Raw genomic sequence first — 14,388 nt, forward strand, 5'->3', positions numbered from 1 at the left:
CGGTTTTCCCCAAACACCCGGAGCAAGTATGTTGGAATTAAACGCTGCAACCACCGCGCTGGTGCTGATCGATTTGCAGGAAGGCATTCTGCCTTTCGCTGGCGGCCCTTATAAGGCAGAAGACGTGGTGGCCCGTTCGGCAAAGCTGGCCGATAAATTCCGCGCCGTCAATGCGCCCGTCGTGCTGGTGCGCGTGGGCTGGGCGAAAGATTTCGGCGACGCGCCGAAGCAGGTAGTTGATAACAGCCACGGCGGCCCGCTGCCGGAAAACTGGTGGGACTGGCCGACAGCCCTGGGCAAACAGGACAGCGATATTGAAGTGATCAAACATCAGTGGGGCGCGTTTTACGGCACCGATCTGGAGCTGCAGCTGCGTCGTCGCGGTATTGATACTATTGTGCTGGGCGGCATCTCGACCAATATCGGCGTGGAATCTACCGCCCGTAACGCCTGGGAGCTGGGCTTTAACCTGATCGTCGCGGAAGATATCTGTAGCGCGGGCAGCAGCGAAGAGCACAACGGCAGCTTTAAGCATATTTTCCCCCGTCTGGGTCGTGTACGCACCTCAGACGAGATTATGGCCGCGCTGTAATTTTCCCCGCGATCGCAGGGAAGCGATCGTTATCGTCGGCATGATAAGAGAGGAGCGATGAAACCTTTTTATCTGGGTCTGCCGCAGTGGCAGCATCCGCAATGGAAAAAGTTGGGCATGGAAACCCTTGCCGACTACGCGCGTTATTTTAACTGTGTGGAAGGCAATACAACGCTCTACGCGCTGCCGCGCCCTGAGATCGTCCAGCGCTGGTACGATATGACCCATGACGATTTCCGCTTCTGCTTTAAGTTTCCTGCCACCATCAGCCACAAGGCCGCGCTGCGCGACAGCGGCGATCTGACCGCCGAATTTTTCAGCCTGCTGACGCCGCTCGCCTCCCGCATCGGTCAGTACTGGCTGCAATTGCCCTCCGCGTTTTCGCCGGCGGATCTCCCGGCGCTTTGGGCCTTTCTTGACGGCCTGCCGAAAAGCTTCAGCTACGGCGTGGAAGTGCGTCATCCGGAATTTTTTGCCAAGGGCGAGGCTGAAAAAGCCCTGAACGCGGGGCTGCATCAGCGCGGCGTGAATCGGGTGATCCTGGATACGCGCGGCGTCCATTCCGCCATACCCAGCAATCCGGCCATTATTGACGCGCAGCGCAAAAAACCGCACCTGCCGGTGCATGCGGTGATGACAGCCGACCAGCCAATGATCCGTTTTATCGGCGGCGACGAGGTAAGCGCCAACCTGAAATGGTTTGCAGCCTGGCAAAACAAGCTGCCGCAGTGGTGCGAACAGGGCCAGCCGTGGCTGTTTATTCATACGCCTGACGTGGCCTTTGCGCCGGCGATGGTGCAGAGCCTGTGGGGGGCGTTGCGCCAGGCGGTGCCCGATATCGGCGAGCCGCCGGACTGGCCGCAGCAGGACAGTCTGTTCTGATCCCGGGCGACGCTGCACATATGCTGACAGCTGCTCTTTTCACCGCTATGATGGCGCCAGAAATTTTCGACCGGGTGGAGTAAGGATGGTCAGCGCGCTGTATGTAGTGCTGGGAGCACTGTTTATTATCAAGTTTTCTTTTGACGTAGTGCGGCTGCGTCGCCAGTATCACGTGGCGCACGGCGACGGCGGCTTTTATGAATTGCAGACCGCCATTCGTATTCACGGCAACGCCGTAGAGTATATTCCGCTCGCCCTGCTGCTGCTGGTGATTATGGAAATGAACGGCGCGGAAATGTGGATGCTGCACCTGACCGGCCTCTTCTTTTTCCTGGGCCGCGCGCTGCACAGCTACGGTATGCGCACCAGCACGCTGCTGTGGCGGAAAAACGGTATGATCCTGACGCTGGCATCGCTGCTGGGCATGATCGTGCTTAACCTTGTTTTTCTGCCCTGGGATTTGGTTTTCACACTGGGCTGAGGCGGAAAAGGTGCAGCCCGCGCCGCTTTCTGCCAGAATACGCCCTTTCCGTTTTTGTTCCGGACTTACCACTATGTCTAACCGCGATACGCTGTTCTCCGCGCCGATTGCCAAACTGGGCGACTGGACGTTTGACGAGCGCGTGGCCGAAGTTTTTCCCGATATGATCCAGCGCTCCGTGCCTGGCTATTCCAATATTATTTCGATGATCGGGATGCTGGCCGAGCGTTTTGTACAGCCGCACAGCCAGGTTTACGATCTGGGCTGCTCGCTGGGCGCCGCCACCCTTTCGGTGCGCCGCAATATCAAAGCCGAAGGCTGCAAAATTATCTCCGTTGATAACTCGCCCGCGATGGTGGAGCGCTGCCGTCGCCATATTGACGCTTTCCGCGCCGACACGCCGGTCGAGGTGATTGAGGCCGATATTCGCGCCGTTCCGATTGAAAACGCCTCGCTGGTGGTGCTGAACTTTACGCTGCAGTTTTTAGAGCCTGCCGAGCGGCAGAGCCTGCTGAATACCATCTGGCAAGGCCTGCGTCCCGGCGGCGCACTGGTGCTTTCCGAAAAATTCAGCTTCGCCGACGCCAGCGTGGGCGAACTGCTGTTCAATATGCATCATGACTTCAAGCGGGCTAACGGCTACAGCGAACTGGAGATCAGCCAGAAGCGCAGTATGCTGGAAAACGTTATGCTGACCGACAGCGTGGAAACGCACAAAGAGCGCCTGCGCCTGGCCGGTTTTGAGCATGCCGAACTCTGGTTCCAGTGCTTTAATTTTGGCTCGTTAATTGCGCTTAAGGCTGGGACGGACTGATGGATTTCGGTAATTTTTATCAGCTGATCGCCAAAAGCCCGCTGTCGCACTGGCTGGAAACGCTGCCTGCACAGATTGCCGCCTGGCAGCGCGAACAGCTGCACGGGCATTTTAAAAACTGGGATCGCTCGGTTGAGCATCTGCCGACCATCGTGCCGGAAACGTTGGATCTGCTGCACGGTGTCACCGCCGACAGCAGCCAGCTCAGCGAGCGCCAGCGCGGCGGTATCGAAAGCCTGCTGCGTAATCTGATGCCGTGGCGCAAAGGCCCCTACTCGCTGTATGGCGTGCATATTAATACCGAATGGCGCTCCGACTGGAAATGGGACCGCGTGCTGCCGCATATTTCCCCGCTGGCGGGCCGAACCGTGCTGGACGTCGGCTGCGGCAGCGGCTATCACATGTGGCGCATGGTTGGTGCGGGCGCAAATCTGGTGGTGGGCATCGATCCGATGCAGCTGTTTATCTGCCAGTTCGAGGCCGTGCGCAAGCTGCTGGGCAACGATCAGCGCGCGCACGTGCTGCCGCTCGGCATCGAGCAGCTGCCGGAGCTGAAAGCGTTTGATACGGTTTTTTCGATGGGCGTGCTCTATCATCGCCGCTCGCCGCTGGATCACCTTTATCAGCTGAAGAACCAGCTGGTCAGCGGCGGCGAGCTGGTGCTGGAAACCCTGGTGGTCGAAGGCGACGAGCACGCGGTGCTGGTGCCGGGCGAACGCTATGCGCAGATGCGCAACGTCTATTTTATTCCCTCTACCGGCGCGCTGAAAAACTGGCTGGAGAAATGCGGCTTTGTTGATGTGAAGATCGCGGACTATTCCGTGACGTCGACGGAAGAGCAGCGCCGCACCGACTGGATGACCAGCGAATCGCTGGCGGAGTTTTTGGATCCCAACGACAGCAGCAAAACCGTCGAAGGCTATCCGGCGCCGCTGCGTGCCGTACTGGTGGCGCGCAAGCCTTAGCACGACCGGCGTCGCCGTGGGCGTAAAGCCTTAGCTTTACTCGTGGCTCATAACTGCCAGCTTTAGCTACCCGTGCGGCTGACGCGGTGCGCAAGCTTCGGGCATAAGCGGCCTGACTGATAGCCAGCCTTAGTTCGTCCGGCGCGGGTGGCTGCTGGTTTTAGCCTCGCTGTAGTAAATAAAGCCGGACGACCATTTTCGCGCAGGGACGCGCGAAAAGTGCGTTCATTATCCGTGCTTTCCCCCTTCCCCGGCAGGTCTTAACGCTTCGCCAGCGCCAGCTTTGCGGCAAAGCCGATAAAGACGCAGCCGGTCAGGCGATCCATGATTTTTATCACCGCCGGCTTACGCAGCTTTTCCGCAAAGTAATGCGTGCAGGCGATCAGCATCCCGTTCCACAACGTGCCGACGACCACGTGGGTAAAGGCCATGCCGATACTCCAGAGCGCCACCGAGCCACCAGCAGGAATAAATTGCGGCAAAAACGAGACGTAGAAGATGCCGACCTTAGGGTTAAGCAAATTGCCTAAAAAACCACGCATAAATACGCGGCGATAGCCGTCCTGCTTAGCCTGCGGCAGAGCCTCCTGGAAGGCGCTGCGCGGTTTTAACAGCAGCCCCACGCCGAGCCATAGCAGATACGCCGCGCCCGCCAGCCTTAAAATGTTATAGGCCACTTCCGATGCCAGAAGCAGTGCGCCAAGCCCCACGCCCACCGCAGTGCCCCACGTCATACAGCCGGCATTGACGCCCATGCTGGTCGCCAGCGCTTTTTTCCAGCCGCTGGCGGCGGACGTACGCAGGATCAATGCCGTATCGAAACCCGGCGTCATGGTCAGCAGCGTAATGGCGAACAGAAAGGTTAATAACGAGGTCATACTGATTTCCCTGGAAAGGAAAAAAAGTTTAGCGATTACGCGGCTGATTGCCTACTACCAATTTTCGTTATGTCACATTTCCATCCCCCTTTTTGCGTTAAAAGGTCTACGGTTGAACCTGTACGACTTTTATTTCACCAAAAGGAGTTCCCATGAGTAAGTTCGTATTCTCTTCACCGCGCAAGTACGTTCAGGGCGCTGGCGTCATGGCTCAGCTGGGCGACTACGTAGCGGAACTGGGCAATAAAGCTTTTGTGGTGGCGGATGAAATCGTCTGGAAACTGACGGGCAAGACGGTGCAGGATGCTTTGCAGCAGCGCAACGTCGAGTTTCATTATCAGCAGTTCAACGGTGAGGCTTCCGGCAATGAGATCGCTCGCCTTACGGCGCTGGCGAAAGAGGCCGATGCGCAGCTGGTGATCGGCGTAGGCGGCGGCAAAACGTTGGATACGGTTAAAGCAGTGGCCGACGAGCTGAAGCGGCCGGTGGTGATTGTACCGACTATCGCCTCGACGGATGCGCCGTGCAGCGCGCTTTCCGTGATCTACTCCGACAGCGGCGTATTCGAAAGCTACCGCTTCTATAACAAAAACCCGGATCTGGTGCTGGTGGATACGCAGGTCTGCGCCCAGGCGCCGGTCAGGCTGTTCGCTTCCGGCATCGCTGATGGTCTGGCGACTTTTGTCGAAGCGCAGGCGGTCAAACGTTCGCACAGCAAATCGATGGTGGATGGCGATCCGACGATTGCAGGTATGGCGATTGCCGAAGCCTGCGAAAAAACGTTGCTGACCTGGGGATACAGCGCTTATCAGGCGGTAGAGAAAAAAGTGGTTACGCCAGCCGTAGAGGCGGTAGTGGAAGCCAATACGCTGCTTTCCGGCCTGGGCTTTGAAAACGCAGGTTTAGCGGGCGCGCACGCTATCCATAACGGCTTTACCGCTATCGACGGCGACATCCACCATCTGACGCACGGTGAAAAGGTCGCCTACGGCACGCTGACGCAAATGGTGCTGGAGCAGCGGCCCGATGAAGAGATTGCACGCTATGTCCGCTTTTATCGCGCGATAAAAATGCCGACCACGCTAAAAGAGATGCATCTGGAAAACGAAAGCTGGGAGAACCTGCTGAAAGTGGGCGAACTGGCTAACAGCGAAGGCGATACGCTGAAGAACCTTAACCCTAACCTTAGCGCGCAGGATATCGCCAGCGCTATCCTGGCAGTAGACGCTTTCAGCCAGACCGTGAAATAACAGCGTTTGGCGCGGGCCGCTTATTTGTCCGCGCCTTCCGCTTTATCCCAGTATTCAAAGCGATAGGCCGCGCTGATATTGCGCAGCACTTCACCGTGCGCAAAGACTTCTCTCTCATGCGAGTAGCTTAGCGTGCAGTTGCCCCGCTCGTCCCACAGCTGGCATTCATCCTGCGTGGTCAGCTCGCTATCGGGGTTATGCGTTTGCATCAGTAGCCCCTTTTCCCGCTTTTTATCGTCATAGCTCCACTGCATTTCGCTGTTGCCCGAACGGCTGGCGATCAGCAGATTTTCCGCATTCCAGCTATAGTGAAACTCGCCGTTGGCCTGCGCGTCCGATCCTCTCGCCACGCTTTTTATCAGCCGCTGACGGCTGTCGTAGCTGTTAGTGGTTTCCGTAAAGCCCTTTTTGCCCTGCAACAGAAACGCCTCGGACGAGCTGGTAATGGTGCCCGTTTTACCGGTCAGATAGTTGACGGTTCCCTGTTTATTGCTGACTTCCACCAGCTTGCCCTTTTGCAGCACGAAGACCGACAGAACGTAGTCGGCCTGCCAGCCGGTGGCGACGCGCGTGACGCTTTGCACCATTCTGAGCGCGACGTTACCTTCGTTCTTGTCAAAGCTGATATCCGCCCGCAGCAGCGCGCCACAGCGATCGAACTCACCGAGAATGCGTTTTTGCTGGTCGACATCCTTACCAAACTCGCCCATTACAACCTGTTTTATCGGCCCTTTCGCGGTACCGCCCAGCAGCAGCAGGCTGTTGCTGTCGTTAACCCGTGCGGCGTTGGCGGGACAGGTATCTGCGCCCTGTGCCGCGCCCGCCAGTAGCATGAGCGGCAGCAGAAAAACGTTGGCGGTCATTATGACTTTCATCAGTGAACTCGCAGCAGCCAGAGATGTGTTCAGTGTAAGAGGAATTTCGGTTCTGCGGCAGAAAAAAAGCCTCACCAAAATGATGAGGCCTGGTACTTGCAAACATCACGTCGTTAACCTGGCGTGCTGTGCGGCAAAATCGGGGTCAGGCTACGCTTGCCGACGAGCCAAACGAGAGCGAGAGCGAGGCTTTCATGGCTTCCACCATATCGCCGTCAACGCAGGCGCGGCTGAACTCGTCCGTTTCCGCGACGGAAGTCATGGAAACACCGGCTTTACGGTAGCGCATTGCAGAGGCGATTCGCTGGCTGGCGGAGCTGTGTAGCTCACGCAATCCGGCTTCCACAAACTTATGCAGGTTGCTCATGCGGACGCCAGCGCCGGCCATAATGATTGGACCCTGGGTAAGCTGATTAAGTTCCCTTAATAAAGGTAAACCGCTTTCGGCGCTTTGTTGCTGGCCGGAAGTCAGGATGCGCGCCACGCCCAGGTCGGTAAGCTGCCGCAGCGCCGTCAGCGGGTTGTGACAGAGATCGAAAGCGCGGTGAAAGGTCACCTCCATGCCTGCGCAAAGCGCCATGACCTGCTTCATCCTGGCGATATCAATATGCCCGTCCACATCCAGTATGCCGACCACCACGCCCGGAAAACCAAGCTCGCGGATCCAGGCGACATCGTCTTTAATCTGACGAAACTCGTTGTCACTGAAGCAGAAATCACCGCCGCGCGGACGCACCAGGGGATGAACGGGTATGGACACGGTTTCGCGAGCCTGCAACAGGCTGCCAGCCGAAGGCGTTAATCCGCCTTCCGAAGGCGCAGCGCAAAGCTCCACCCGATCGGCGCCAGCGGTTTGCGCGGCCAGCGCGCAATCAATCCCATAGCAGCATACTTCCAGTTTTAACATTTCATTCTCCTGTTAATGACTGCCGGCTGGTTGTGTAAATCTGTTTCGCTGTTTAGTCTGCTTTCGAACATTAAAAATAATAGTAACGGGAATCACCAACATGACATGCACTTTCGACCAGCGTATCGATCGCCGTCACAGCGATAGTCTGAAATGGCAGAAATATGGCGGTCAGGATATTTTGCCGCTCTGGGTAGCAGATACCGATTTCCGCTCGCCGCAATGTGTGATTGACGCGCTTCAGCAGCGCGTGGCCCATGGTATTTTCGGCTATGGCACCACGCCGGATGAGCTGATTGCCGTCACCACGGCGCGAATGCTGGCGCGCTATCAGTGGAAAATCGATCCTGAATGGCTGGTTTTACTGCCGGGCGTGGTCAGCGGGCTGAATTTAGCGGTACGCGCTTTTACCGAGCCGCATCAAGGCACCGTCGCGCCCACGCCGATTTATCCGCCGTTCCGCTCTGCGGCGAAGCTGGCCGACCGCGCGCAGCTTAACGTGCCGTTAAAACTGCATGAGGGACGCTGGCTGGCGGATTTTGACGAGCTGTCAACCGCCATGACCGGCAACGAAAAACTGTTAATGCTGTGCAATCCGCAAAATCCCGGCGGCACGGTTTATCGTCGCGAGGAGCTGGAGGCACAGCTGCGCTTTGCGCAACGTCACGATCTGATCGTCTGCTCTGATGAAATTCACTGCGACCTGCTGCTGGAAGACGGCGTGCAGCATATTCCTTTTGGCAGTCTTAACGAAGACGCGCAGCGACGCTCCGTGACGCTGATTTCGCCCTCAAAGACGTTCAATATTGCCGGGCTGGGCGCTTCGCTGGCCATTATTCCCGATAAAGCGTTGCGCGCGCGTTTCAACAAAGCACGCCTGGGTATTGTGCCGCAACCGGATATCCTGGCGCTGGTCGCCGCGACGGCCGCCTGGCGAGACGGGCAGCCGTGGCTGGACGAGCAGCTGGCCTATCTTAAAACCTCAAGGGACTGGCTGACCGAGCGTGTCAACGCTATTGAGGGGCTTTCGCTGGCCCGCCCGGAGGCGACCTATCTGGCGTGGATTGACGCCAGCCAGCTTAATGTTGCCAGCCCGGCGCTGTTTTTTGAACGGCACGGGCTGGGCTTTTCCGCCGGGCGCGATTTTGGCGACGATAGCTTTGTACGCTTTAACTTTGGCTGCCCGCGCGATCTGATTGTGGAAGCGGTGCGACGGATGGAAAAAGCCGTGCGGACGTTACGACGCTAGCTCGCTCTCTACAATCTCTTTCAGGCTCCAGGGATGGAACTTGATCGTCACCTGGCCGTCGCTGACCGCGAGCGTCGGATTAGGCAGCCTTTCGCCCTCTCCTTTCGGCGCGCTATTTTTAATGGCTATCCCTGGTTTAGAGAGGCTCTCATCCGACAACAGCGCCAGCGCACGCACGCTCAGCTGCGCTTCATCGCCCGGCAGCACGATCTCAACGTGCTCCCAGCCTTCATGCCGATAGACTTTTTCACCGGGCCAGGGCAGCTCCACCATGCTGATTTGCCATGGCCCGACCCGTAATGGTTCATGCAGCTCAAACAGCGCGACCGGCCGTCCGCCTATCATCTTTTCTGAAAACAGCACGCCGTGCTGCAAAAAACCTTTTTTCCAGCGTTCCGCCGTCGCGACCTGATGGCAGCGTACGGCGATGTGATCGGCATGATGCGCAGCCAGATCCAGCCCGAGCCGCGTCGCCAGATGGTTAATTTTGTATAGAAACTCTCCAGAATCCTTAACTAAATCGTTTAATTCTTCCGCTACTTTACCTGAAAACATGCCTTCCTCGTTAAATTACTTTAAAAATATTAATCATTTTTATGCCATCACACCCCGTTTTCGGGCCAGCTTTCCTGATGAAGAAAAACGTAACAGCCCAGGATAGCTCGATAATTGCGGATTATTATCCTTTTCTTTAGTTAAATTTGGTTTAGTCCCAGCATATTATTTAGAAAATTTGGCTTAACTTAATGTTTTAATTTAGTTAAATTTATACAATGCGACTATTCTTAAATCCCGTTCGTCGACTCCAGGGTATTCTTATTTCTTATAGATTCGTTTCGCTTCTCACACAAGGAATAGCAAATGCTGATGTTAATACTTATTGCAGCGCTTATCGTTATGACGGGCTTTGCTCTGGTGAGGCACTGGAAGCTTCGTAACGAAAAGACGACTATCGCCAGCCCGCATCGCCCTCACCGTCGTCGCACCTGACCAGACAACCAGGAAGCAGCGCCCGCTGTTTCCTGTGCCCTCTCCTGTTTACACGCCTGGATAACTACAGCCTAAATGCAGTATACTTTTTCCCTTCTTTTTTAGCGGTAGCGAACAGCCACTCTGCTGTCCGACTCCGTTTAGTATGACGGCCTGGCCTCAGCGCGCAGGCGTTTTTGCATATAAAGGTAATCCGGTGAATATTCAGGCTCTTCTCTCAGATAAAGTCAGTCAGGCGATGATCGCGGCAGGGGCTCCGGCCGACTGCGAGCCGCAGGTGCGTCAGTCCGCTAAGGCACAGTTCGGCGATTACCAGGCAAACGGTATTATGGCCGTTGCGAAAAAACTGGGCAAGGCGCCGCGCCAGCTTGCTGAAGAGGTGCTGACCCATCTCGATCTACAGGGGATCGCCAGCAAGGTTGAAATCGCCGGACCGGGTTTTATCAATCTGTTTCTTGACGCCGACTGGCTTGCCGCCCAGGTAGACCGCGTTGTCGACGCGCCGCGCCTGGGCGTGTCGCCGGTCGAACCGCAGACTATCGTTATCGACTACTCTGCGCCTAACGTCGCCAAAGAGATGCACGTTGGTCACGTTCGCTCCACCATCATTGGTGATGCGGCGGTGCGCACGCTCTCCTTCCTGGGCCACAACGTGATCCGCGCCAACCATGTGGGCGACTGGGGCACGCAGTTCGGGATGCTGATCGCTTACCTGGAAAAACAGCAGAACGAAGCCCATGAAGAGATCGCTTTATCCGATCTGGAAGCCTTCTACCGCGAAGCCAAGCGTACCTATGACGAAGATCCGGCTTTTGCCGAACGCGCGCGCGGCTACGTGGTAAAACTTCAGGGCGGCGATGAATACTGCCGTAAAATGTGGAAGCGTCTGGTGGACATCACCATGTCGCAGAACCAGAAAGTCTACGACCGCATGAACGTGACGCTGAGCCGCAAAGACGTCATGGGCGAAAGCCTGTACAACGATATGCTGCCGGGCATCGTTGCCGATCTGAAAGCCAAAGGCCTGGCGGTAGAAAGCGAAGGCGCTACCGTGGTTTTCCTGGACGAGTACAAAAATAAAGATGGCGAGCCGATGGGCGTTATCATCCAGAAAAAGGATGGCGGCTATCTTTATACCACCACCGATATCGCCTGCGCGAAATACCGTTATGAAACGCTTCATGCCGATCGCGTGCTCTACTATATCGATTCACGTCAGCACCAGCATCTACAGCAGGCGTGGACCATCGTGCGTAAAGCCGGTTATGTGCCGACGTCCGTGCCTTTAGAACACCATGCGTTTGGCATGATGCTGGGCAAGGACGGCAAGCCATTTAAAACCCGCGCGGGCGGCACCATCAAGCTTTCCGATCTGCTGGACGAAGCGGTCGAGCGCGCCACGAAGCTGGTTAGCGAGAAAAACCCGGATATGCCAGCCGACGAACTGGCGAAGCTTGCCAACACGGTGGGTATCGGCGCGGTCAAATATGCGGATCTTTCTAAAAGCCGCACCACGGATTATGTGTTTGACTGGGACAACATGCTGGCCTTTGAAGGCAACACCGCGCCGTATATGCAGTATGCCTATACGCGTGTGCTTTCCGTGTTCCGCAAGGCGGGCATTGAAGAATCCGCCGTCACGGGCAAAACCGTGATTGCTGAAGATCGCGAAGCGGCGCTGGCCGTACGCCTGCTGCAATTTGAAGAAACCATCACCCAGGTCGCGCGCGACGGCACGCCGCACGTGATGTGTGCTTACCTCTACGATCTGGCCGGTCTGTTCTCTGGTTTCTACGAGCACTGCCCGATCCTGTCTGCCGAAGACGAAGCGACGAAGCAGAGCCGCCTGAAGCTGGCGCTGCTGACCGCGAGAACCCTGAAGCAGGGTCTGGATACGCTGGGTATCGAAACCGTCGAAAGAATGTAACAGGCAATCTGCAAAGGGACGAGCTTTCGTCCCTTTTTATCGCTAAAGATTTAGTCTGTTTTATTCTGCCTGGAAAATTTACCCGGAAGCCCGTACCGGATTAAAGCTTTTATTTCCCCATTTCATCTCGCCTCGCTCATCCTCCTGCTGAATTTCCGCCATAGCTGCCTGCATAATATTCAGGCACTCTGCGGCTGGTTTACCTGCTTTTTTAAGCGCTTCCGTTGCCAGAGCGTAATATTTCAGCACAGAAGATTTCGTGTAAGACATGATGGCAGGTACAGAGCAAATGCTGCCGGAATCAAATCGCTGAACAAGCGTATCAGCGGATGTCCCTATTTCTTCCGTTGCCTGAAGCGTTGCCAACGGCTTATTGATCAATGCAAAACTTATTGCCTCAACGAGCTCAATAGCCTGTGGGTCGGTAATTGAATGACTTATCGCTTTTATTTTTCCAGGTAATACAGCAATCGTCTGGCTATTCCCTTTTGCAATATTGCTAATAAATTGCCCCCAGTTTTCTTCGACCATCACTGAGCTACAGGCTGCGGAAGTGGAAAACAGACATAACGTCATCAACAAGAAAGATAAATTTCTCATCTTATTACCTCCAGCTCTCTGTCATGGGAAGACCAGATACGATCCCGGGTCGCAGACCTCAGGATAATACATCCCTGGGAAGCAAAGCCTGCTGGTTTGCCTATACGTTCGCCATGAATACGAAACTCCGTGCGCCCAAAGGTTTCACCAGTGATTTGCCTGAGCACGATCGTCATTGGCCCTTTTGTGTGGGTACGCTGCGTGATACGCCATTTACCACGCGGGATCGGCCCCATTCCTCTTACCTGCTGTCGGTCGGGATTATTCTTATTGGTCAGCATACCTGAATAACCACGGTCGATATACTCGCTATCGTGATAAAGATTTCCCGTAGATTGCTGATAAATCCATGCCATGTGCATTATCCTTATACAAATCTGTGCGGTTCCAGGTGGCCTGATTAGGTGATTTAGCCACCAGGATATGCCAAAATTATTCTGGTTTAGCTGAAGCGGACTGCCCCTTATACGCTCTATCCTTTTCGAAAATAAGTAGCATAATGAGTGGAATACCCGCCGTTATTCCCCCCTCTTCCTGAAAAGCGGGCAACGTATTTTCATCACACATTGCGCCGCAAAAAAATGATTAAGTTCACCTTATTGCACTATTTACGTTTTGTCTGTTATGACAAACCGCTCCCTGATGCCGTCGCCTGCCCTACAATGACTTCTGTAACCTGCCGCCCATGCCGCAACGACCTTTTCCGCAGACTTGCGTAACCCATCGCCAATCCCGCACCATCCTTACCGCCACGCCGCTGCCTGACCGCAGTAAGAGGCCATGCGGATAAGCGGACTGATTCAGCCTGTTTATCAGGAACTGCACAAAATATTTGAAAATAACACCGTTATATAATAATACTCCCGAGCTACTTTCGTCCCCCACCTTCTGACCGCATTGTTATTTAATTATCGGAAGTTAAACAGGATTAATGCTGAGTTCTTTGCAGACAATAAATAGCCGTGCGATCTCACGCCCCTTGCTTGCGGCCTGCCTCACAAAAAACAAGCAACACCTGTTTATTTTCATCTTATTTTACGAGCAGCTTTCCATAACTAAATAAAGGCATAATCCTTTGAAAGAAAACGATCCATGGAGTATTGACGGCGTAAAGAAAAAGCATAGAGTTGATGGGCGGCGCCTGAAGCGACGCAGAAATAGCGAGACCCGCCAGTGGTGGAACACTGACGAGCCTCTGACCACAATGTTAAAAGGAGTAACATGATGGCTGTAAAACAGTGTACCCAAACTCGCCCTGAGTTTACAAATTTTTCCTCGCTACCCGCGGGAATGGACTTTATCGTTCTGGCGGAATATAACGAGCGTCTGGTTGCCGCCTTAATGGAAACGGATAATGATATGGAGCGTCTTTCTCTTTATAAAAAATGGCCGCCAGCCTTGAACAGCTGGCGACGACTTATGAAGAACCGGTGCCTGACGAGCGCCTTCCACAGCTAACGGCGTCGAATACTACGGCTTTTCATCCTGTCACTTTTATTGCGGAACCGGAAAGAGTCACCCAATATTGCCAGGCTTTAACCCGGCTATTAATTCACAACCTGATTGATGCGGAAGCCAGACTGACGCTCAACGATCTGCTGTTTGATCTGGTCAATTATCAGGTGGACGATCTGAAAGCCCCGCGCTATATGGAAACCTGGAACGGTTTAGTCCAGGTTCGCTAAATTCGCCGGGAAAGACAGGCCGCATTCAATCCGCAGCGGTCTGTTCTTTTGCTTTTCTTTAGTGCCGCAGCGACCTTTGCAACCTATCGCCCTTCTCGCCTGCTCCACAGCGACCTTTGTAACCCGCCCCTTACTGCCTGCCATTCACCCCGCAGCGACTTCTGTAACCTGCCTCTAATCGCAACGACCTTTTCCCGCAGACTTACGTAACCTATCGCCAATCCCGCCTTTGCAACCTATTGCCGATCTCACCGCCGTTCTTACCGCCACACCGCTGCCAGACCGCAGTAAGG

Annotated in this window: 16 protein-coding genes; 10 read left to right on the forward strand and 6 right to left on the reverse strand. The window is 55.1% G+C overall.

The features are described 5' to 3' along the window. Positions 1 to 28 precede the first annotated feature (28 nt). The 5 genes from ACA373_RS06310 to cmoB all read left to right on the forward strand — a co-directional run bounded on the left by ACA373_RS06310 (position 29) and on the right by cmoB (position 3,734). Positions 29 to 592 carry a hydrolase gene (locus tag ACA373_RS06310; protein ID WP_301252217.1) on the forward strand — a complete coding sequence of 188 codons (564 nt, stop codon included), beginning with the start codon at positions 29 to 31 and terminating at the stop codon, positions 590 to 592. Positions 593 to 649: 57 nt separating this feature from the next. Next, a complete protein-coding gene (locus ACA373_RS06315) occupies positions 650 to 1,474 on the forward strand; it encodes a DUF72 domain-containing protein (protein ID WP_301252219.1) in 825 nt (274 codons plus the stop codon). An 85-nt stretch (positions 1,475 to 1,559) separates the two neighbouring features. After that, positions 1,560 to 1,955, forward strand: a complete 396-nt coding sequence (locus tag ACA373_RS06320) for an MAPEG family protein (protein ID WP_253460703.1) — start codon at positions 1,560 to 1,562, stop codon at positions 1,953 to 1,955. A 73-nt stretch (positions 1,956 to 2,028) separates the two neighbouring features. Beyond that, entirely contained in the window at positions 2,029 to 2,769 is a 741-nt protein-coding gene (gene cmoA, locus ACA373_RS06325) for a carboxy-S-adenosyl-L-methionine synthase CmoA (protein ID WP_125287922.1), read from the forward strand. After that, entirely contained in the window at positions 2,766 to 3,734 is a 969-nt protein-coding gene (gene cmoB / locus ACA373_RS06330; RefSeq protein ID WP_253461296.1) for a tRNA 5-methoxyuridine(34)/uridine 5-oxyacetic acid(34) synthase CmoB, read from the forward strand. The genes cmoA and cmoB overlap by 4 nt, the downstream gene beginning before the upstream one ends. A gap of 260 nt (positions 3,735 to 3,994) precedes the next feature. Here cmoB and ACA373_RS06335 read toward each other — a convergent pair whose 3' ends face one another. Next, on the reverse strand, positions 3,995 to 4,612 hold the full coding sequence (locus ACA373_RS06335; protein ID WP_370734228.1) for a LysE family translocator: 618 nt from the start codon (positions 4,610 to 4,612) through the stop codon (positions 3,995 to 3,997). Between the two features lie 152 nt (positions 4,613 to 4,764). Between ACA373_RS06335 and ACA373_RS06340 the strand changes: the two genes are divergently transcribed. Beyond that, the gene (locus ACA373_RS06340) at positions 4,765 to 5,862 is read left to right on the forward strand and encodes a glycerol dehydrogenase (protein ID WP_301252222.1); all 1,098 of its coding nucleotides are present in this window, start codon (positions 4,765 to 4,767) and stop codon (positions 5,860 to 5,862) included. A 20-nt stretch (positions 5,863 to 5,882) separates the two neighbouring features. Here the strand turns inward: ACA373_RS06340 and ACA373_RS06345 are convergent, their stop codons facing one another. Together ACA373_RS06345 and cutC are read right to left on the reverse strand one after the other, a co-directional pair. After that, positions 5,883 to 6,725 (reverse strand): hypothetical protein, encoded by an 843-nt coding sequence (locus tag ACA373_RS06345; protein WP_301252223.1) that lies wholly within the window; start codon positions 6,723 to 6,725, stop codon positions 5,883 to 5,885. Between the two features lie 157 nt (positions 6,726 to 6,882). Continuing rightward, positions 6,883 to 7,644, reverse strand: a complete 762-nt coding sequence (cutC, locus tag ACA373_RS06350) for a copper homeostasis protein CutC (protein ID WP_253460691.1) — start codon at positions 7,642 to 7,644, stop codon at positions 6,883 to 6,885. 100 nt (positions 7,645 to 7,744) lie between these two features. Between cutC and ACA373_RS06355 the strand changes: the two genes are divergently transcribed. Continuing rightward, the gene (locus ACA373_RS06355; protein WP_370734229.1) at positions 7,745 to 8,893 is read left to right on the forward strand and encodes a MalY/PatB family protein; all 1,149 of its coding nucleotides are present in this window, start codon (positions 7,745 to 7,747) and stop codon (positions 8,891 to 8,893) included. Here ACA373_RS06355 and ACA373_RS06360 read toward each other — a convergent pair. Further along, entirely contained in the window at positions 8,882 to 9,448 is a 567-nt protein-coding gene (locus ACA373_RS06360) for a VOC family protein (protein ID WP_253460685.1), read from the reverse strand. The genes ACA373_RS06355 and ACA373_RS06360 overlap by 12 nt on opposite strands. Before the next feature lie 306 nt (positions 9,449 to 9,754). On the opposite strand from ACA373_RS06360, the gene ACA373_RS06365 reads away from it, so the two are divergent. Both ACA373_RS06365 and argS read left to right on the forward strand, forming a co-directional pair. Continuing rightward, positions 9,755 to 9,883, forward strand: a complete 129-nt coding sequence (locus ACA373_RS06365) for a hypothetical protein (protein ID WP_301252226.1) — start codon at positions 9,755 to 9,757, stop codon at positions 9,881 to 9,883. 196 nt (positions 9,884 to 10,079) lie between these two features. After that, positions 10,080 to 11,810, forward strand: a complete 1,731-nt coding sequence (gene argS, locus ACA373_RS06370) for an arginine--tRNA ligase (RefSeq protein ID WP_301729436.1) — start codon at positions 10,080 to 10,082, stop codon at positions 11,808 to 11,810. Positions 11,811 to 11,888: 78 nt separating this feature from the next. Here the strand turns inward: argS and ACA373_RS06375 are convergent, their stop codons facing one another. Further along, positions 11,889 to 12,410: a hypothetical protein gene (locus ACA373_RS06375; RefSeq protein WP_370734230.1), complete on the reverse strand. Its 522-nt coding sequence runs from the start codon at positions 12,408 to 12,410 to the stop codon at positions 11,889 to 11,891. Beyond that, positions 12,407 to 12,766 carry a tlde1 domain-containing protein gene (locus tag ACA373_RS06380; RefSeq protein ID WP_253460676.1) on the reverse strand — a complete coding sequence of 120 codons (360 nt, stop codon included), beginning with the start codon at positions 12,764 to 12,766 and terminating at the stop codon, positions 12,407 to 12,409. The genes ACA373_RS06375 and ACA373_RS06380 overlap by 4 nt, the downstream gene beginning before the upstream one ends. A gap of 1,029 nt (positions 12,767 to 13,795) precedes the next feature. On the opposite strand from ACA373_RS06380, the gene ACA373_RS06385 reads away from it, so the two are divergent. After that, positions 13,796 to 14,095 (forward strand): hypothetical protein, encoded by a 300-nt coding sequence (locus ACA373_RS06385; RefSeq protein ID WP_370734231.1) that lies wholly within the window; start codon positions 13,796 to 13,798, stop codon positions 14,093 to 14,095. The last annotated feature ends 293 nt before the right edge of the window (positions 14,096 to 14,388 follow it).

The organism is Erwinia sp. STN24 (assembly GCF_041320675.1).
GTDB lineage: Bacteria > Pseudomonadota > Gammaproteobacteria > Enterobacterales > Enterobacteriaceae > Erwinia > Erwinia aeris.